Genomic DNA, 19,045 nt, shown 5'->3' with positions numbered 1-19,045 from the left:
ACGCTATCGCACCGCCACTCAGGCAGTGCATTACGGCGCTCTCGGCGGAGGGGGCATTCCCCCGCCAGCGGCTAAATGGGCAGGTTGAACAGGTGTTTTCCCGCGCGGTAAACCTGTTCGTCCCAGAGCAGCACATGCTCTATACGTTATTAAGCGATGAGTACGATAACGCCCCCAATAGCTGCCGCATAGCGCTCAGGCACTGCGATAAGGTATTTAGCCCCGGTGAACGGGTACAGTTTTCTCCAGGCGGTATTGAAATTGGTCAGGATAAGTGGATTGATTTTTCCCACTGCCAGTTATGGCAACAGCCTGAGCACTGTTTAACGGCTGAAAGCATTAAATATATTGATTGGCAGCGATGGGGGGAATGGATTAATCAGCACGCAATATCCGGTAATTCACTTTTTCATTATCGTGGTGACAATATATTTCATCAGGAAATAGCCAGGTTATTACAGCATCATCGTGAAGCATTATTAATGGCAATGCGGCAGAATAAAAGCCCTGACGAAGCAATATATTCCCTTATTGGTTTAGGGATTGGCCTAACGCCTTCTGGTGATGATTATCTGGTTGGGCTGTGCGTGATATTACTTATTCCTGGCCATCCGGCACAAAAGTATTGCGAGAATTTTCTCGCCGCGCTGGCAAATGCGCAGGAGAAAACCACGCTGCTGAGCGCTATTACGTTAGCGGCAGCAATTAATCAGCGCTATCGGCAGGTGATTAGCAACCTGGTAGCCAAAATAGTGCATGACGATCGCCACCTTATTATTCACACCATTAACGAGATTAAACAGATCGGCTCAAGTTCAGGTTACGACATGCTGCATGGCATGGCGGATGCCTGCCTCTTGACCCCCTATTTTGGAGAAAAATATGCCCATCAGGATCATGGTTAAAAAGAACACCTGGTTTGATTCTGTTTCACTGATGTCGATTTCAACCAAAGCCAACCAATTGGACGGGGTTGAACAAGCGTTCGTGGCGATGGCCACCGAAATGAACAAAGGCGTGTTACAGAACCTGGGGTTGTTAACCCCGGAGCTGGAAGCGGCCAAAAACGGCGATCTGATGATCGTCATCAAAGGGGCCAGCGAAGAGGCGAACCAAGCCACGCTGCAAGCGATTGAAGCGTTATTCACTCATAAAGATAAAGGTACCCGGCACGAGGCGCGCTATGCCACGCTGGCCAGCGCCAAAGCCAATATCCCAGAGAGCAATCTGGCGGTGATTGCGGTAAACGGCCTGTACGCGGCGCGCGAAGCCCACCAGGCGCTGGAGAACCATCTCAACGTGATGCTGTTTTCCGATAACGTTTCTATTGACGATGAGCTGGCGCTGAAACAGCTGGCGCATGAAAAAGGGTTGCTGATGATGGGCCCAGACTGCGGCACCGCGATCATCAACGGCGCGGCGCTCTGCTTTGGCAACGCAGTGCGCCGGGGCAACATCGGCATCATCGGCGCGTCCGGCACCGGCAGCCAAGAACTGAGCGTGCGTATCCATGAGTTTGGCGGCGGTATTTCACAGCTGATTGGCACCGGCGGGCGCGATCTGAGTGAAAAGATCGGCGGCCTGATGATGCTCGACGCTCTGCAAATGCTGGAAGAAGACAGCGAAACCGCGGTGATTGTGCTGATCTCCAAGCCGCCAGCGCCTGCGGTGGCGCGCAAAGTGCTGGAACGTGCCCGCGTCTGCCGCAAGCCGGTGGTGGTCTGCTTCCTTGGCCGCAACGCGCCGCCTGCCGACGAAGCCGGGTTGCAGTTTGCCCGCGGCACCAAAGAGGCGGCGCTAAAAGCGGTGCTGCTCACCGGCATCAAGCAAGAATCGCTCGATCTCCATCCGCTCAACTGGCCGCTGATTGAAGAAGTGCGCGCCAAGCTGACGCCGCAGCAAAAATACATTCGCGGCCTGTTCTGCGGCGGCACTCTGTGCGATGAGGCGATGTTTGCCGCACTGGAAAAATACAGCGACGTTTACAGCAATATCCAGCCCGACCCGGCGATGCGCCTGAAAGACTTGAACCAGAGCGTGGCGCACACCTTCCTCGACTTTGGCGACGACGGTTTCACCAACGGCAAACCGCACCCGATGATCGACCCGACCAACCGTATCCGCCGCCTGCTGCAAGAGGCGCGCGATCCTGAAGTCGGCGTGATCGTGATGGACTTTGTGCTCGGTTTTGGTGCTCACCAGGATCCGGTGGGCGTGATGATCGGGGCGATCAAAGAGGCCAAGGCGATTGCCGCCCGAGAGCAACGGCCGCTGGAGATCCTCGGCTATGTGCTGGGCACCGATCTCGATACACCATCGCTGCAACAGCAATGCCAGATGCTCACGGACGCGGGGGTGATCTGGGCCAGCAGCAGCACCAATACCGGGTTACTGGCGCGTGAATTTGTCTGCAAAGGGGAGAAAGCCTGATGAGCCATACATTATTTAACCAGCCGTTGAACGTGATCAACGTCGGCCTGGCGATGTTCAGTGACGATCTCAAAAAACAGCATGTTGCGGTGACCCATCTCGACTGGACGCCGCCGGGGCAGGGCAACCTGGCGGTGATCGAAGCGCTGGACCAGATCGCCTCGCCAGATCTTGCCGACAAAATTGCGGCGGCGAATCAATTGGCGCTGGAACGCATTATTCAGTCGCACCCGGTGCTGGTGGGTTACGACCAGGCGATTAACGTGGTGCCGGGTATGACGCGCCACACCATTTTGCACGCAGGCCCGCCGATTAGCTGGGAAAAGATGTGCGGCGGCATGAAAGGAGCGGTGACCGGCGCGCTGGTGTTTGAAGGGCTGGCCGCCAATCTGGATGACGCGGCCAAGCTGGCGGCTTCCGGCGAGATCGTCTTCTCGCCGTGCCACGAGCATGACTGCGTGGGTTCGATGGCGGGCGTCACTTCTGCGTCAATGTTTATGCACATCGTCGAGAACAAAACCTACGGCAACCGTGCTTATACCAATATGAGCGAGCAGATGGCGAAGATCCTGCGCATGGGGGCCAACGATCAGAGCGTGATTGACCGCCTGAACTGGATGCGTGATGTGCAAGGCCCGATGCTGCGGGATGCCATGAAGCTGGCGGGGGAGATCGACCTGCGGCTGATGCTGGCCCAGGCGCTGCATATGGGTGACGAGTGCCATAACCGCAACAACGCGGGCACTGCGCTGCTGATCCAGGCGCTGACGCCGTGGATTATTCAGACCGGTTACCCGGTAGAGCAGCAGCGTGAAGTGTTCGACTTTGTCGCCAGCAGCGATTACTTCTCCGGCCCGACCTGGATGGCGATGTGCAAAGCGGCGATGGATGCGGCGCACGGCATTGAGTACAGCACCGTGGTTACCACCATGGCGCGCAACGGCGTGGAGTTTGGCCTGCGCATCAGCGGATTACCCGGCCAGTGGTTTACCGGCCCGGCGCAGCAGGTGATCGGCCCGATGTTTGCCGGTTATAAAGCGGAAGACTCGGGGCTGGATATCGGCGACAGCGCGATTACCGAAACCTACGGCATCGGCGGCTTTGCCATGGCAACCGCGCCAGCGATTGTCGCGCTGGTGGGCGGCACGGTGGATGAGGCGATCGATTTCTCCCGCCAGATGCGCGAAATCACCCTCGGCGAAAACCCCAACGTCACCATTCCGCTGCTGTCGTTTATGGGGATCCCGACGGCGATCGATATCACCAAGGTTGGCAGCAGCGGCATTCTGCCGGTGATTAACACCGCCATTGCGCATAAAGATGCGGGGATCGGCATGATCGGCGCCGGGATTGTTCATCCGCCGTTTGCCTGTTTTGAGCAGGCGTTACTGAGTTATCGCGATCGCTACTGTTAATCACGAGAACGGGGCTGGCTAAGAACCAGCCCCAAAGTAGCAAGCCAACACCAGAACCAGAATGTTGTTTACCAGCAGGATCGATAGCGATCCCGTGGATTTTAACGACCTGTGAAGGACAGTCCATGAACAGAATAAAATTAGAGTGGAAACGCGGCGACTGGGCAGCCTACTTCGGGCTGATGACCAATAACCTGACCAACCTGCTTACCATGATGGGGCTGCTCATCTTTGTGGTGGGCATTCCGAAAGAGATTGTTTACGGGCGCATCGCCCCGGCCTTTGGGCTGGCGGTGCTGATGGCCAGCATCTGCTACACCTGGTTTGGCTTGCAGATGGCGCGCCAGACCGGGCGCACTGACGTCACCGCGCTGCCGTCCGGCCCCAGCGCGCCGTCGATATTTACCGTCACCTTTCTGGTGCTGATGCCGGTTTATCAGCAAACCGGCGATGCCAACTTCGCTATTCAGATCGGCCTGGTGTGGTGCTTTGTGGAAGCGCTGATCCTGGTGGGCGGCTCGTTCCTCGGCGAAACCATCCGCAAGATGATCCCGCGCACCGTGCTGCTCTCCTGCCTGTCTGGCCTGGGGCTGTTGCTGCTGGCGATGAACCCGATGCTACAGGCGTTCGAAGCGCCCACCGTTTCGTTTATCGTGCTGCTGCTGATCTTTATCAACTGGTTTGGCAAAAAGCCGATCTTCGCGCGTATTCCCACCGGTTTACTGCTGCTGGTGGCCGGTACCGCGCTGGCTTGGATCTCGGGCCTGCAAAGCCCGGAAGCGATTAAGGCGTCGATGTCTTCTTTTGGTTTTAACCCGCCAAGTGTGCATGTCGACAGCTTTATGCAAGGTTTGCCGCACGCGCTGCCGTACCTGGCTTCCGCCGTGCCTTTGGGGTTAGCGAACTACATCTTTGACCTGGAGAACATCGAAAGTGCGCACGCGGCGGGGGATAACTACAACACCCGCAAAGTGATGATGGCCAACGGCCTCTCTTCAATGCTCGGCTGCCTGATGGGCAACCCGTTCCCGGTGACCGTTTACGTCGGCCACGCCGGTTGGAAAGCAATGGGGGCCAGCATTGGCTACACGCTGGCTTCTGGCGTCACCATGTTTATCGTGCCGTTATTCGGGCTGGGAGCCTTTATGCTGGCGGTGATTCCGATGACCGCGATTGTGCCGATCCTGGTGTTTATCGGCGTGGTGACCGCCAACCAAGTGGTGAGGGAAACGCCGAAAGCGGAGGTGCCGGTGATCTTCATCTGCCTGTTCCCTTGGATCGCCAACTGGGCGCTGACCATGGTCAACAGCGTGATGGGGGCAGCGGGCACCTCGGCAGCTAAGCTGGGGGCCGAAGTGCTGCACAGCAAAGGCGTGTATTACCAGGGGCTGGTGCATCTGGGCAACGGTGCGCCGCTTGCCAGCATGCTGTGGGGCTGTATCGCCATTTTTGCCATCATTAACAAACCATTGCGCGGTGCGATAGCCGCGGCAACCGGCGCGCTGCTGGCGTTATTCGGCGTGATCCACTCGCCGATGGTCGGCTTTGCTGGGGGGAACTCGTTACTGTTCGTCGTGGCTTATCTGATGATGGCGGGCATGTTCGTGGTGAAGCATTTTCTCGATAGCCGTGAAGAGGTGCCTGTTGTAGCGCCGGAGCCCAGTAAAACTGTGTAACTTCAGTGATTTCCCCTCACCCCAGCCCTTGTATGTTTGTAGTTGATGTAAAAAGATAGGTTGTACCGTGTTCTTACCCGGCGTGGCAGCACGTACGCCCTCTGGGACACCAAGCCCGTGGGAGAGCTTATTGCGCCACGTCGGTTTCATGATGAGCCCGAACAGCTGCCTGGACGACGATGCTGTCAGTCCGTATCACGCAAGGCTGGGAGACATGAGATGAAGCAAAAGACTTACGTCGGTATTGATATCGCCAAAGAGAAGTTCGACGTGTTTATCAACACAGACCATCGTATTGCTCAATTTGACAATACGCCCTCTGGGCATCAGGCGTTAATCACCTTGCTTGAGACCTATGAGGTGGAGCTGATCGCCATGGAGGCTACAGGTAAATATCATGGGCCACTTTGCGCAGCGCTCACGTTGAAGACATTGCCCGTAGCGGTCGTTAATCCTCGGCAGGTCAAGAATTTTGCCCGTGCGTTGGGAAAACGGGCGAAAACAGACACGATAGATGCTGCAGTGTTATGCCGCTTTGCCCAGGCGATAGAGCCGCCAGTGAGGGAACAAAACGATGTTCAAACTCAACGTCTGGCGGGAGTGGTAACGCGGCGGCGTCAGTTGATAGAGATCCGCACAGCGGAGCTTAACAGGCTTGAGGGTGCGTTATACGAGGCCAGCCAATCGATACATGCCCATGTTAATTGGCTGAATCAGCAGATTAGCGATATTGACGATGATATACACCGACAACTGAAGGTGATGCCAGTCTGGCAGGAGAAAGCCAGGTTGCTCGAAGAGGTGAAAGGGTTAGGTAAAGTGACGGTGTCGACGTTACTGGCGTTGTTACCGGAGCTAGGTAAGCTGACACGGCGAGAAATCAGTGCCTTGGTTGGCGTGTGCCCGTACGCCCATGAGAGTGGGAAAATGAAAGGGCAGCGAACGATCTGGGGCGGGCGTTCAGCGGTGAGAGCGGCGCTTTACATGGCAACGTTGTCGGCAACGCGTAGCAATAAGACGATAAAAGAGTTCTATGACAGGCTGGTTGCACGGGGTAAAGCGAAGAAAGTGGCGTTAACAGCGTGCATCAGAAAGCTGTTAACGATATTAAACGCGATGCTGCGAGATAATAGGCAATGGGTGACAAATTAATCATCACCCATTGACTTTAAACACAGCTGCTCTCCCCGTGGGAGAGGGAGCCGTTAGGGGCTGTGGTCAGGAACGGTAGCTTCCCTAGGGGAGCCGTTAGGGGCTGTGGTTGGTACAGGCGTCAATTTGTGGCACGTTCAATCCCCTCTCCCTGGGGGAGAGGGTTAGGGTGAGGGGAAGATCACCCGGCCCTACCTTGAACGGATAGGCAGCATTTCTTACCGGATAACGCAGATGAAAGAACTTGTGGTGGTTGCCATCGGTGGCAACAGTATTATCAAAGACAACGCCAGCCAGTCGGTTGTACATCAGGCCGAAGCGGTGAAAGCGGTGGCAGAATCGGTGCTGGAGATGCTGGCCGCGGATTATGACATTGTGCTCACCCACGGCAACGGCCCGCAGGTGGGGCTGGATTTACGCCGTGCGGAGATTGCTCATGAGTACGAAGGATTGCCGCTGACCCCGCTGGCCAACTGTGTGGCAGATACCCAAGGCGGTATCGGTTATCTTATTCAACAGGCACTCAGCAACCGCCTGGCGCAGCGTGGTGAGCAGAAAGCGATAACGGTTATCACGCAGGTGGAAGTGGATAAGAACGACCCCGGTTTTGCGCACCCCACCAAGCCGATCGGGGCTTTCTTTAGTGCTGAGCAGCGCGATGTTTTACAGCAGCAACAGCCGAACTGGCGTTTTGTGGAAGATGCCGGGCGCGGTTATCGCCGGGTGGTGGCTTCGCCGGAGCCCAAACGGATTGTTGAAGCCTATGCCATTAAGGCGCTGGCACAGCAGGGGTTTGTGGTGATTGGCGTGGGCGGCGGTGGTATCCCGGTGATCCGCAATCCGCAGGGGGATTATCAGAGCGTGGACGCGGTGATCGATAAAGATCTCTCGACCGCGCTGCTGGCCCGGGAGATCCGTGCGGATGTTTTGGTGATCACCACCGGCGTAGAAAAAGTGTGCATTCACTTCGGCAAACCGAACCAGCGTGCGCTCGAGCGGGTGAATGTGGCAGAGTTGACCCGCTATATGGCGGAAGGGCATTTTCTTCCCGGCAGTATGCTGCCGAAGATTGTCGCCAGTCTGGCGTTTTTACGCGAGGGTGGAAAGCGGGTGGTGATCACCACGCCGGATTGTCTGCCCGCCGCCCTGCGCGGTGAAACGGGTACCCATATTGTCAACCTCTGAGGGAAGAAGAGATGAATGAGAATAAAAGCCGTCGTGAGTTTTTAAGCCAAGGCGGCAAAGTGGCTGCTGCCTGTGCGCTCTTGGGGGCAACGACTTCTGTCGGTTATGCAGCTACCACCAAAACGGCAGATGCGGGGGCACCGATGAAAATTACCGATCCGCACTATTATCTGGATAACGTGCGGCTGGAGGCGGGTTTTGAGTTTGAAGGGGCGACCCCGGTCAGCACCCGCACCGAACTGAAAACCCTGGAGATCAACCAAGGCAAGATTGTTGCCCTGCGCGATAACCGCCAGCACCCGGATGGCACCGTACCGGTGTATGACGCTGGCGGTAAGCTGATGCTGCCCGCCATGCGCGATATGCATATCCATCTGGACAAAACCTTTTACGGCGGCCCATGGCGTGCGCTCAATCGCCCGGCGGGCACCACCATCAAGGATATGATCGCGCTGGAGCAGAAATTGCTGCCCGAGCTGCAACCTTTTACCCAAGAGCGGGCAGAAAAGCTGATCGACCTCATTCAGTCCTTCGGTTCCACCACTGCCCGCAGCCATTGCAACGTTGAACCCACCTCGGGGCTGAAAAACCTGGAAAACCTGCAAGCGGCGTTGGCGCGCCGTCAGTCTGGTTTCAGCTGTGAGATTGTGGCTTTTCCGCAGCATGGCCTGCTGTTTTCCAAGTCAGAACCGTTGATGCGCGAAGCGATGCAGGCGGGGGCGCACTATGTGGGCGGGTTGGATCCGACCAACGTCGACGGTGCGATGGAAAAATCCTTGGATACTATGTTCCAGATCGCGCTGGACTATAACAAAGGGGTGGATATCCACCTGCATGAAACCAGCCCGGCGGGGATGGCGGCGGTGAATTACATGTTGAGCACCGTGGAGAAAACCCCGCAGCTAAAAGGCAAGCTGACCATCAGCCACGCCTTTGCGCTGGCGACGCTCAATGAACAGCAGGTCGATGAGGTGGCAAACCGCATGGCGGCACAGCAGGTTACGATCGCGACTACGGTGCCGATCGGTACGCTGCATATGCCGCTCAGCCAGTTGCGCGACAAGGGCGTGTTTGTCATGACCGGCACCGACAGCGTGATCGATCACTGGTCGCCGTATGGTTTGGGGGACATGCTGGAAAAGGCCAACCTTTATGCGCAACTGTACATTCGCCCGAACGAGAAAACCCTGTCGCGCGCGCTGGCGGTGGCTACCGGTGATGTGTTGCCGCTGAACGATAAAGGCGAGCGGGTGTGGCCAAAAGCCCAGGACGACGCCAGCTTTGTGCTGGTGGACGCCTCCTGTTCCGCCGAAGCGGTGGCGCGGGTTTCACCGAGAACCGCCACCTTCCACAAGGGGGAGATGGTGTGGGGCAGCGTCGGGCAAGGCAACCAGAGAGGCTAATGCCGATCGGTTAAACAACATGCTCGGTTGAACGTTCCCGCAGGAATATGGCAATAAGCCTCATCGATTTTCTGATGGGGTTTTTTTATGCTCTCTGCACTGGCATCTGACCGTTGGTGATAACGGTTTTTTGGGCTTCTCTCTTGACTTTGACGTCGCGTCAACCTGTATGCTGATAGTCAACTTCAATGAGGGGAAATCAATGGAAAAATCAGATAAAGCAAATGAAAAGTTAAATAAACTGGCGGATAAAGATGTACGGATTATCTATTTGCCGCCGATGACGGTGGCTGCTGCTTATGCAACAGGGGAAGGCTGCGAAGGTAAAGCGATTGACATGATAACGCAATTTGTAAAAGAAAGCGGATTGCTAACAATCAAACCCGACGCCCGGAGTTTTGGCTTTGACTGCTCTAAAGGGGCCGTAGGAGTTGGAGAACATTCGCATGTCTATGAGGTGTGGGTATCCGTTCCTGACGACATAGCGATCCCCTCACCTTTAGTAACACGAACTTTTGACGGCGGATTATATGCCGCACATGTGTTGAGAGCGTGGGACTTTGAGGACTGGCGTTTATTAAAGGAATGGGTTAACGCAAGCGATAAATATGATAATGACTGGGATGCCCCGCGCTGGACATCGTTGGAAACAGTTGCAGGGCAAGGATTTGAAGAAACGTTGAATTTTTATAATTTCATAAAAAAAGGCGGTAAAATGAAAGATCTACAGCTTGATTTATTATTTCCAATTAAAGAAAAGAGTTAATAATAAGTTAGAAGGTATTGAGTGATAATCGAAGATATTATAGTTCGACGCGTTAACCAGGGGGGTTATAAAGATATACCTTTCACCAAACGTTCATGGTTGTATAAACACCACTTTAGCTACAAAAAACGGTGGGTTATACTTCCATGAATTCAGTGCAGAAACCTTTAGCACACGGAAATCATGGCTATCTCAATATGTGAACAAGAGGCAGCTTCCAGAGCGATTATCTGTTTGAGCAATTTGTGATCCACCCCCCCTTTTTTGCCCTCGCAGTTGGACATCCCCACGCCGCTCGGTCTTTATCTACCTCTTTGGTTATTTTGATTTTTTTCCTTTGAGGAACTTCTGATGCATAGACCTTTCCGTTATACGCTACTGGCTGCTTCGCTGTTATTTTCCCTCAATGCCGCTGCGCTGCCTGCGGGTGATTTGCCGCTGATGCCCTGGCCGCAGCAGGTTGAGCTGGCGCAGCCGCAAGGCAAACTGCCGCTGGATTATCGTTTAACCCTCAGCATACAGGGGGACGATCTGGCGGAAGCGCTGCCGCGCTGGCGCGAGCGTATCGAACGCCAAACCGGCTGGACGCTGGCACCGCAAGGGGAGCAAAACGGGGCGGCAACCATTGCTATCATCATCAAACAGCAGGTGGCACCACAGCCTATGCCGGATAGCGATGAGAGCTATCAACTGCAAGTGACGCCACAGGGCGCAACGCTGACCGCCAACACGCGTTTTGGTGCGCTGCGCGGTATGGAAACGCTGCTGCAACTGGTGCAGACCGACGGTGAAAACACCTTTATGCCGTTGGTGAATATCACCGACGTGCCGCGTTTCCCGTGGCGCGGTGTGCTGTTGGATTCGGCGCGTCACTTCCTGCCGATTGCGGATATCCTGCGCCAGATCGATGGCATGGCGGCGGCCAAGCTCAACGTCTTCCATTGGCACCTGACCGACGACCAAGGCTGGCGTTTTGCCTCTGAGCATTACCCCAAACTGCAACAACTGGCCAGCGACGGCCATTTCTACACCCGCGAGCAGATGCAGCAGGTGGTGGCCTATGCCACCGCGCGCGGGATCCGCGTGGTGCCGGAGATCGATCTGCCCGGCCATGCCTCCACCATTGCCGTGGCTTACCCGGAACTGATGAGCGCACCGGGGCCGTACCAGATGGAACGTGCCTGGGGCGTGCATAAGCCGACGCTCGATCCTGCCAACAGCCAGGTCTATCAGTTTGTCGACAACATTATCGGCGAACTGGTGGCGATCTTCCCCGATCCTTACCTGCATATCGGCGGCGATGAAGTGGATGCCAGCCAATGGAACGAATCAAAGAGTATCCAGGCATTTATGCAGCAAAACCAACTGGCGGATGCCCATGCGCTGCAAGCCTTCTTTAACCAGAAGCTGGAAAAGATCCTCGAAAAACATCAACGCCGTATGGTGGGTTGGGATGAGATTTATCACCCGGCCTTGCCGCACACTATTGTGATCCAATCCTGGCAAGGGCCGGATTCTTTAGGAGCCAGTGCGCAGGACGGTTATCAGGGCATTCTCTCCACCGGTTTCTACCTCGATCAGCCGCAAAGCACCGCTTACCACTACCGCAATGAGATTCTGCCGCAGCCGCTGGGCGTGGTGACGGAGGTGCGGGAAGGGGAAAATGCCCAAAGCTGGCAGTTCAGTATGCCACGCTTTAAGGGCAGCGCGGTTGAAGGCACCTTCACGCTGATTGAAAGTAAAGAGGGTTGGCGCGGATTTATTGATTTCAAAGGTAAATCGCGCCGGGCGGTGCAGGATATTCAGTGGCGCACGCCGGAACAGGTGACTTTCTGCATCGACAGTTGGATGGGGGAAACCTGCCCGGTATTGACGTTGCAGCAGGAGCAACTGAGCGGCTATACGCGGGTGGGCAACGTGCGCTATCCGACCACCGGCAGCAAATTGGCGGCGATCCCGGCAGGTAAAATGCCGGTGGTGCCGGATAAACAGCACCAGGCCAATATTCTGGGTGGCGAAGCCGCTTTCTGGGCGGAAAACATTCGTGCGCCGATCCTCGACATCAAGATGTGGCCCCGCACCTTTGCGGTGGCGGAGCGCCTGTGGTCGGCGAAAGAGGTTACCGATGAAAGCAATATGTATCAGCGGTTGGCAGCGGTGGATGCCTGGTCGGTGGTGTCCGTTGGGTTGCAGCAGCATGTGGCAACCGCGCGCGAGTTCACCCGCTTGGCTAACAGCGTGGATATCACGCCGTTGCAGATCCTGGCCGAAGCCGTGGAGCCGGGGCAGTATTACACCCGCAATCATCTGAAGTTCAAAGCCGGTAACTATCACCAGTTCGAACCGCTAAACCGTTTTGCCGATGCGTTGCCGCCGGAAAGCGCGGCGGTGCGTGATTTGCAGGCTCAGGTGGCATTGCTGCTGCAAGACAAGAATCATCAGGCGGCGGCACAGGCGATTCGTGCGCGTTTGCAACATTGGCAGCGTAACGGTGCGCCGGTACAGCAAGCGATTGCGGGCAACGTGGTAATGAAGGATTTGGCCCCGGTGGCGCAGGACGTCAGCGCGCTGGCGGATCTGGGGCTGATGCTGTTGGAGCGTTATCAGCAAGGCAAACCATTGAGTAAAGCCGAAGCCGAACAGGCGCAACAGCAACTGGATGCCGCTGCGCAGATCCGTGATGAAGTGGTGATTGCGGCAGTGTATCCGCTGGAAGAGTTATTGCGCGGTATTGCGGTACGGTAACTCTATCATGGTAGGGCTCTGTCTTGGCCCTGCAATGAGCGTTCGGTACCCTCATTATCATCAAGAAATGCTGAAGCAGTCAGGTTGATATTCAATATTTATTCCTGGCTGCTATAAAACTGGGCATAAAATAGTCGAAGGGTAGATGAATGGTGTACAGGTATCGAGGGGCTAACGAGCACAGTATAAGGTCACAAATTTGTCACTCATAAAAAGGTAGTTACTATTTCCTACGGAATACATATTAAATCTATAATCTTCGCCATTAAGCAACATAAAAGAAGGGAACATGCTCCTTAATACGTCTGCCGAGGCGGTATTGCCTGGGAGTTCGGAGACGATAGATTGATTTATCATATAACCATTTTCGTAGCGGGCCAGAAAGAATGAGGATGCTCTGCGGATAATGGTTGTCTGATGGTTGTCACTCTCTACGATGCCATCGAAGTTAACTCGCCCGCTCTTCCCGTTCAAGAACAAAGAAACCCGCATCCTACTTGCCGTATGCTGATTGCCGCTAACCAAGGTGCCATGACAAGAGATATTTATATCATCTGGCGGCTTATTGATAAAGGCATAGTAAAGCAAAGCAAACAAGGCCAGAGTAGCAATAATGTTGGCAGTGATATATATTTTTTTCATCTTAATCCATTCCCAATAAAATTATAAGTGATGCAGGAAGGGGGCGGATTACTGTCTATTGGGGTATTACAGGCAATGGCGGAAGTGCGAGTGCTATAACTAAATACGGTGATGTACAGATAAGGTTTTTTTTGGCAATTGACACCTAACTCTTTAATCATTTGTATCCTTCTTGATACCTCGGGAGTGAGGGTATTGGTATAAGTGGTACACTCAGTCTCATTAGGATAGAGCGAATAACGGCTTAACGGTGAGGATTCTCTTCTTTCCAAAGGGAGGTAGAGTATCATTGCGGTCAGCATCAATATGAAAATGAGGCAGGCCAGGAGCCATTTTAGTGCTGTATTCTCTTGGCTCCACCAGGATGACGGTGCGTTGGCCTGTACGGGTACGCTCTCTTTATTCTCTTTATGTGGAGCTTCATCAGTAGTCAGGATCTCTGATGGTATATTGGTGATCGTATCGATCACCTCTTCACCAAGTTTTTCCTGCACGGTAAAAATAGGATTGAGTTTAAATCCCTGTCTAGTCACCGTTAGCACCATAACTTCATATTTCTTGGAAATACTTTTTAGTGCTTTGCGAAGCAGGGCTATATTCTGATAGAGCGTGTTAACCGAAACGCTATGACCTTCCTCTCCCCAAACGTATTCGTAAAACTCATTCTGGGTAACAAGGCTGAAACGCTGCTCGATAAGCAGTTCCAAGCAGCGACTGGCTGGCATATTAAGGGAAATGGTAACAGTTTCAGCCCCAAAAACGACTAACTGATAGCTCTCTGGCCAAAATTCAAAACTTGAGTCAATGATGTATCGTTTGAGCATGTTCCACCAGGCTAGTGAATTTATTTTTACATTTCATTATGTTAAGCATTGAGTGCTGTATCAGGCTATTGCTAGCAGCCTGAACAACACAGACATTAGCCCTGTTTCTTATCATATGACGACCATTTTATTGATATCACAGCAATATCATGGTGCTTCGACTACAAAACAATGTGTTACCTAAGTGTAATTCAAAATGGCAGCCTCCGGTTATATCAAATGATTTTATTTTAAGATTTTCATATTTCATTGTTATTTAATGATTTTAACCAAGAGAGATGCCCTGTTCTCCCATGGGTATAACGATCGTTATGGGGCTGGCACAGCGTGTTGATGGGTGCAGAAAGGGAGTATTTCAGGCCTAACGATGAAACGAAGGTGATGGAATGGAAGCGTATTTTTTTAGGAACATTTGAGATTACTGGCTTAAATAGCCTGATAAACGGGTTTCTGCATCTAATTGTTTTTATGAACATGTTTTTACCCTTTATCTTGCTTTGGCGAAATTTCACCATGAAAAATAAAATAAAAAATCATATCGCACTGATTTTTATGTTTTTTTATTTTAATTTTTAGATTTTTTAGAAAGTTAAAATTTATGTTAAGCGTGGTTTAGATACTTTTAGTCTGAATTAGATATCTAAATACAACGCTTTTTCTTTCATCAGGGAAATTTCAACGATACGATATGCTTTATGAAAACATCATTCTTAGTACGTTAAGGTTATCAACAAGAGATATGTTGTAAAAATATTAAAATGATATGATTATAGTATATGAATACAGGTAAATAAATGAAGAGTTATACCTGAAATAGAAAAAAGGTGATCGTTCTATAAAGTAGAGTAAAAAAGAAGAAAACGTTTAATCTATAACGTAATGAATAATTAGATTTTAATTCTGAATGTTTCTCCTTTTTTTGCACCATAGCCACTATATTACTGTTTTTTTGCTAAAAAATAGTAAGTCATATGATAATTTGACAAATCATTACATTAAACTATTGGGATTGTGACACTCAATCTTATAATAGAGAATAGTCTTAGCCAGGAGGTTGTTATGGGAGTTTATAACTTTACCGTGATTATATTAATGAGCAGTGCCGCGAAGTTGAGTTTTTCAGCAAGGAGTCTGCATGCTAGATAAAAATAACCATTATGGATATTTGATAAAGTTTGATAATGGATGTTGTCTGCAAGTTGACTTATTACATAAAAACTTATTCAAAGTGACAACCACAAAAAAAGATGAGCCCAGGGCTCTTTCAGTCAGGGAGACCAAAATGAAGTTGCTTTGTTATCTCTTGGAGAAAGCAAACAACATGATTGTCAGCAGAGAGGAGTTACTGAGCAACGTGTGGGAAGCCAGTAGCTTAAGTTCTTCTTATCCACGATTACTACAAGTGGTGAAAAAATTAGAAGAAGACCTCCAGTATTTAGGTGTGCCTAATGACTTTATCAATTACTCCCGAGGTGAAGGTTATAGCATAACCTGTAAGTATATATTAAAGCTTTATTTCAATGCAGAAAGCGATTGTAACGTTGTCAGTTAAGCAATAGAGCTTTCAACGTGCCATAAATGATAAGGAAACAACATGAAAGTCGTAAAATCACTAAACGTTGCATTACTTGACGAGGATAAATTCGCAAGTTTAGGCGTGAAGGAGTTACTTCAAGACGTCTATTCTCCTGTGGCAAAGGTCGATGTTTTTCATTCATTTAATGAGTTAGCAGAGATGTCATCCTCTGATTGGGATATTATTATCATCGATATGAATGGTATTGAGTTCACTCTATTAGCCGTTTTTACTTGGCTGGATGAGATCTACGAGTCTCATAAGAAGCGGCCCAAAGTGCTCTTTACACATAGGTACCCCGAAGGGCAGTTTCCGATAGCTATTCTGAAGTTTTACTCTTGCAGTATTTACAATAAAGCAGAGACGGTTTTGGCTTTGCTGCGGGAAATTAATAATATACTTCATATCGCGGATTCAAGACGAGTAAAAAGACCCTATATCACCAGAACGGAGAAAGCCGTCTTGGTGGAGTTAGCCAAGAGAAAGAGTATAAATTATTTGAGCCAAAGCAGTGGCAGAGAGCAAAAGACACTGTATAGCCATAAAAACTCAGCCTTGGCGAAGCTAGGCGTCACGTCTTCAGATCATTTTTTTGCTAATTATAACGGTGAGCAATTTTCTGCGTTAATGAAGCTTTCCTGTTTCGCTTAATGATAATCACGAGGCTTGTAAATTATTCTGTATAATTGCCAACGCATCAACGGTGATCGCTCGGACGATCACCGAACCCAAGAGTAAAACGACGCATTACCCCCATCGCCAGTTCTGTTGCTGCATTCTCCACTTTTCGACGTTGGCCAGGTTGCCAGATAACCCCTTCTTAACGCACCTATGTTCGTGAATCACCGCACCTCCTGTATGCCTCTTTTCAGAGCAGTGAATCTGAGTTACTGCTAACGCCTATCCAATAGAACTTTCAGATATTCGGGGTGGCTACCCAGAGCAACGCGCAAGGCGTAGTTCATCATGCCGCCACAGTGGCGAACCTTAACAACAATCCAGTCAAGATAAACACTGGGATCGATGAGCCCGGCAACCGGTTCGGTCATTCCGTTTAATCTGTCGTGCTGCAAGGGCTTTTGCAATGACGCGGCGCATTCAGCTCGATTTTGCCATCGTTACAGAACCGCGTTTGGGATGGGGGCTGGTTTTAGCGGCCTTTTCTCATGCCCCAGAGGGGGGATTTAGCGTTGAGCGGTGCTCAACGCTTTACTGCAACGCGAGTGATTGAGGATATATTCAGGTATTCTACGATCGTTAATGACGAATACCTGCCTTTATTATTGAGTTAGAGCGCCTTGATTATGTTCAAGCATACCGCCGAAACTTCAAGGGTAAGCGATGGTGAAAATAGCATCCGCTTTTACCTCGCCCGCTTTCAGCGCGGCATTGGTACGAATATATTTAGCCGTTAAATTCAGTGGAATTGAACTGCCGTCTGCCGATGAGGTGCCGACTAAGAACTGCCCGACGTTGCTGCCGCTGACACTGGTGTTCTGTGCGCCAAACTGCACTAAATTGCCGCCACTTCTTTCAATCACGATCCCTACGCCGGTGGCGGTACTTGCCGCCGCTAATCCCAACGTTGTAGAACGATTGGCTTTGTTATTGCTGTCGGTAAACGTGATATAGGGTTTGGCATCTTTCCCGCAGTTACCCAACGGGATTGAAAACGACTTGCTGCCACTCATATCGCCGCTGTTTTTGAGGGTGGAGCTGTCCACATCCGGTAAAGGCACAACGATATTGGTGCCGCCTAAATCGCAGGTCGGGTTTTTGGGCACAGGTAATGGAGGAATAACCGCGGCTCCCCCGCCTTCTGGCGCTAAGGCGCTTGTTCCTATAAATGCTTGATAGTTAATACAACGACTGGCACCTGCGGAGAGATTTTGGTCATCCCAGGCTTTTTGGTTACCAAAGGCTATGGAGACGCCCGCGGTGCCGAGGCTGTTGATCTGCCCTCCCGCGTAGGTTGCAGCATTAGTCACCACCAGTTCCTGTAGCCAGTAATCTGTGGCAGTAAGATTGTTGCCTGCGGTTGAGACCGTTCGTATGTTGAGTTTGTTGAAGATAGTGGTATTAGTAAACCCACCTGGCGAACTGCCGATATTAGACATACGGAAACCAACGCCTGGCAGGAGATTCGTCGCGCTACTCGTACTACTCACGGGCACGGTATTATAGGTACTGTTGTAGTTCCCTTGTTGATACCAGCTCCCGGTGATCAAGGTATCTGCCGTGTTACCGGTTTTGTTATATTTAAAGGTGGTGGTTAAAACGCGGTAAGCCAGTACGGTCCCGTTGGTTAACGTAGTAGGCAACGGTTGCACTACGTAAGGGCCAGCGCTCATGGTTCCTGCGGCGCAACTATTCGCAACGATAACTGCCATACCTGGCAGGCTATACGACGCTACGCATACAGCTCCCGCCATCAGGGCTATTTTCCGCAGGCTATGGATAAACCTATCCCTTTTCATGTCTCTTCTCCCTGGCAATCGCCATTTATGCCGGTTTTACTACGTGGCAATTACCTGCGTTACAGCTGAAATTCAGCACCGGTCGGCCACCGTAATCATTAACGTAAGTCAAGGTGGGCTGGCTGAAATGGTTCGATTTCAATTCACCGCTGGATTTAGGGGCGATCATCAATGGCTGAAAATTGTCATCAGCTTTGGTGCTATTTTTCTCTGCCAACCCAATAACGGTCAGGTAATAAGGGGTTGGGTTTTCAATCTGGTAACCTTGCGCCGTTTTTTGCAGTTTCACTTGTTCCTGCCAGATTTCACCTTTTTTAGGGGCAATCGCCTGCGGCCGGTAAAACAGTTTGATTTGTGTTTGCAACGCGATCTGCATCACGTTGCCTTTCTCGCTGCGAGGAGGAATTTCACGCAGGTTGAAATAGAACAGCGACTCACGATCCTGAGGCAGAGCCATGGCTTCCGGTGAGGCAGCGATGCGCACGGCACTTTTACCGCCGGGCTCCAGTCGTTGTACCGGCGGAGTGACGACCAGCGGCGTAGTGACTTTCTGATGCTGGGCATTCTCAATCCAGGCCTGAGCCAGATAAGGCAACTCTTTATTCTCATTACTGATATTCAGGCTGACCGACTTACTCTGCCCGTCATAAATCACCCGGGTGCGATCCAGGGCGATAGCCGCATTGGCTGCCTGGCTCCCCAGGAACAGCACGGTTAACAAGGCGATTTTCTGTGTGATTTTCATACTCTTACT

The 19,045-nt window shown here is 51.8% G+C and carries 15 protein-coding genes; 11 read left to right on the top strand and 4 right to left on the bottom strand.

Annotated features, from left to right (window positions below):
* Positions 1 to 92 precede the first annotated feature (92 nt).
* The 9 genes from ACX9GT_RS22335 to ACX9GT_RS22295 all read left to right on the top strand — a co-directional run bounded on the left by ACX9GT_RS22335 (position 93) and on the right by ACX9GT_RS22295 (position 12,772).
* A complete protein-coding gene (locus ACX9GT_RS22335; protein ID WP_473188772.1) occupies positions 93 to 905 on the top strand; it encodes an oxamate carbamoyltransferase subunit AllH family protein in 813 nt (270 codons plus the stop codon).
* Positions 883 to 2,430 carry an acyl-CoA synthetase FdrA gene (gene fdrA, locus ACX9GT_RS22330; RefSeq protein WP_473188771.1) on the top strand — a complete coding sequence of 516 codons (1,548 nt, stop codon included), beginning with the start codon at positions 883 to 885 and terminating at the stop codon, positions 2,428 to 2,430. The genes ACX9GT_RS22335 and fdrA overlap by 23 nt, the downstream gene beginning before the upstream one ends.
* Positions 2,430 to 3,845, top strand: coding sequence for a YlbE family protein (locus ACX9GT_RS22325; protein ID WP_473188770.1), 1,416 nt, complete (start codon positions 2,430 to 2,432; stop codon positions 3,843 to 3,845). Before fdrA ends, ACX9GT_RS22325 begins: the two co-directional genes overlap by 1 nt.
* A gap of 125 nt (positions 3,846 to 3,970) precedes the next feature.
* On the top strand, positions 3,971 to 5,521 hold the full coding sequence (locus ACX9GT_RS22320; RefSeq protein ID WP_473188769.1) for a xanthine permease: 1,551 nt from the start codon (positions 3,971 to 3,973) through the stop codon (positions 5,519 to 5,521).
* Between the two features lie 219 nt (positions 5,522 to 5,740).
* Complete coding sequence (locus tag ACX9GT_RS22315) at positions 5,741 to 6,673, top strand: IS110 family RNA-guided transposase (protein ID WP_473187475.1); 933 nt, start codon at positions 5,741 to 5,743, stop codon at positions 6,671 to 6,673.
* Positions 6,674 to 6,907: 234 nt separating this feature from the next.
* The gene (locus ACX9GT_RS22310; RefSeq protein ID WP_473188768.1) at positions 6,908 to 7,858 is read left to right on the top strand and encodes a carbamate kinase family protein; all 951 of its coding nucleotides are present in this window, start codon (positions 6,908 to 6,910) and stop codon (positions 7,856 to 7,858) included.
* Between the two features lie 11 nt (positions 7,859 to 7,869).
* Positions 7,870 to 9,261 (top strand): amidohydrolase family protein, encoded by a 1,392-nt coding sequence (locus ACX9GT_RS22305; RefSeq protein ID WP_473188767.1) that lies wholly within the window; start codon positions 7,870 to 7,872, stop codon positions 9,259 to 9,261.
* Positions 9,262 to 9,463: 202 nt separating this feature from the next.
* On the top strand, positions 9,464 to 10,027 hold the full coding sequence (locus ACX9GT_RS22300; RefSeq protein ID WP_473188766.1) for an effector binding domain-containing protein: 564 nt from the start codon (positions 9,464 to 9,466) through the stop codon (positions 10,025 to 10,027).
* Between the two features lie 351 nt (positions 10,028 to 10,378).
* Entirely contained in the window at positions 10,379 to 12,772 is a 2,394-nt protein-coding gene (locus ACX9GT_RS22295) for a family 20 glycosylhydrolase (RefSeq protein ID WP_473188765.1), read from the top strand.
* Between the two features lie 171 nt (positions 12,773 to 12,943).
* On the opposite strand, the gene ACX9GT_RS22290 is transcribed toward ACX9GT_RS22295, so the two are convergent.
* Together ACX9GT_RS22290 and ACX9GT_RS22285 are read right to left on the bottom strand one after the other, a co-directional pair.
* Positions 12,944 to 13,414, bottom strand: coding sequence for a hypothetical protein (locus ACX9GT_RS22290; protein ID WP_473188764.1), 471 nt, complete (start codon positions 13,412 to 13,414; stop codon positions 12,944 to 12,946).
* On the bottom strand, positions 13,411 to 14,238 hold the full coding sequence (locus ACX9GT_RS22285) for a winged helix-turn-helix domain-containing protein (protein ID WP_473188763.1): 828 nt from the start codon (positions 14,236 to 14,238) through the stop codon (positions 13,411 to 13,413). Before ACX9GT_RS22285 ends, ACX9GT_RS22290 begins: the two co-directional genes overlap by 4 nt.
* Before the next feature lie 1,135 nt (positions 14,239 to 15,373).
* On the opposite strand from ACX9GT_RS22285, the gene ACX9GT_RS22280 reads away from it, so the two are divergent.
* The gene (locus tag ACX9GT_RS22280; protein WP_473188762.1) at positions 15,374 to 15,790 is read left to right on the top strand and encodes a winged helix-turn-helix domain-containing protein; all 417 of its coding nucleotides are present in this window, start codon (positions 15,374 to 15,376) and stop codon (positions 15,788 to 15,790) included.
* A gap of 42 nt (positions 15,791 to 15,832) precedes the next feature.
* Positions 15,833 to 16,465, top strand: coding sequence for a hypothetical protein (locus ACX9GT_RS22275; RefSeq protein WP_473188761.1), 633 nt, complete (start codon positions 15,833 to 15,835; stop codon positions 16,463 to 16,465).
* A 677-nt stretch (positions 16,466 to 17,142) separates the two neighbouring features.
* On the opposite strand, the gene ACX9GT_RS22270 is transcribed toward ACX9GT_RS22275, so the two are convergent.
* Both ACX9GT_RS22270 and ACX9GT_RS22265 read right to left on the bottom strand, forming a co-directional pair.
* On the bottom strand, positions 17,143 to 18,291 hold the full coding sequence (locus tag ACX9GT_RS22270) for a fimbrial protein (protein ID WP_473188760.1): 1,149 nt from the start codon (positions 18,289 to 18,291) through the stop codon (positions 17,143 to 17,145).
* Positions 18,292 to 18,316: 25 nt separating this feature from the next.
* Positions 18,317 to 19,036 carry a fimbrial biogenesis chaperone gene (locus ACX9GT_RS22265; RefSeq protein WP_473188759.1) on the bottom strand — a complete coding sequence of 240 codons (720 nt, stop codon included), beginning with the start codon at positions 19,034 to 19,036 and terminating at the stop codon, positions 18,317 to 18,319.
* Positions 19,037 to 19,045: the final 9 nt, after the last annotated feature.

The organism is Serratia sp. YWN4 (assembly GCF_055790845.1).
This window is presented reverse-complemented; position numbering and strand designations above follow the sequence as displayed.

What these genes read in the sequence shown, in the direction of transcription:
- fdrA (WP_473188771.1), top strand. Translation starts at nt 883, where the DNA reads ATGCCCATCAGGATCATGGTTAAAAAGAACACCTGGTTTGATTCTGTT.
- ACX9GT_RS22275 (WP_473188761.1), top strand. Translation starts at nt 15,833, where the DNA reads ATGAAAGTCGTAAAATCACTAAACGTTGCATTACTTGACGAGGATAAA.
- ACX9GT_RS22305 (WP_473188767.1), top strand. Translation starts at nt 7,870, where the DNA reads ATGAATGAGAATAAAAGCCGTCGTGAGTTTTTAAGCCAAGGCGGCAAA.
- ACX9GT_RS22295 (WP_473188765.1), top strand. Translation starts at nt 10,379, where the DNA reads ATGCATAGACCTTTCCGTTATACGCTACTGGCTGCTTCGCTGTTATTT.
- ACX9GT_RS22285 (WP_473188763.1), bottom strand. Translation starts at nt 14,238, where the DNA reads ATGCTCAAACGATACATCATTGACTCAAGTTTTGAATTTTGGCCAGAG.
- ACX9GT_RS22290 (WP_473188764.1), bottom strand. Translation starts at nt 13,414, where the DNA reads ATGAAAAAAATATATATCACTGCCAACATTATTGCTACTCTGGCCTTG.
- ACX9GT_RS22265 (WP_473188759.1), bottom strand. Translation starts at nt 19,036, where the DNA reads ATGAAAATCACACAGAAAATCGCCTTGTTAACCGTGCTGTTCCTGGGG.
- ACX9GT_RS22270 (WP_473188760.1), bottom strand. Translation starts at nt 18,291, where the DNA reads ATGAAAAGGGATAGGTTTATCCATAGCCTGCGGAAAATAGCCCTGATG.
- ACX9GT_RS22325 (WP_473188770.1), top strand. Translation starts at nt 2,430, where the DNA reads ATGAGCCATACATTATTTAACCAGCCGTTGAACGTGATCAACGTCGGC.
- ACX9GT_RS22310 (WP_473188768.1), top strand. Translation starts at nt 6,908, where the DNA reads ATGAAAGAACTTGTGGTGGTTGCCATCGGTGGCAACAGTATTATCAAA.
- ACX9GT_RS22300 (WP_473188766.1), top strand. Translation starts at nt 9,464, where the DNA reads ATGGAAAAATCAGATAAAGCAAATGAAAAGTTAAATAAACTGGCGGAT.
- ACX9GT_RS22280 (WP_473188762.1), top strand. Translation starts at nt 15,374, where the DNA reads ATGCTAGATAAAAATAACCATTATGGATATTTGATAAAGTTTGATAAT.
- ACX9GT_RS22315 (WP_473187475.1), top strand. Translation starts at nt 5,741, where the DNA reads ATGAAGCAAAAGACTTACGTCGGTATTGATATCGCCAAAGAGAAGTTC.
- ACX9GT_RS22320 (WP_473188769.1), top strand. Translation starts at nt 3,971, where the DNA reads ATGAACAGAATAAAATTAGAGTGGAAACGCGGCGACTGGGCAGCCTAC.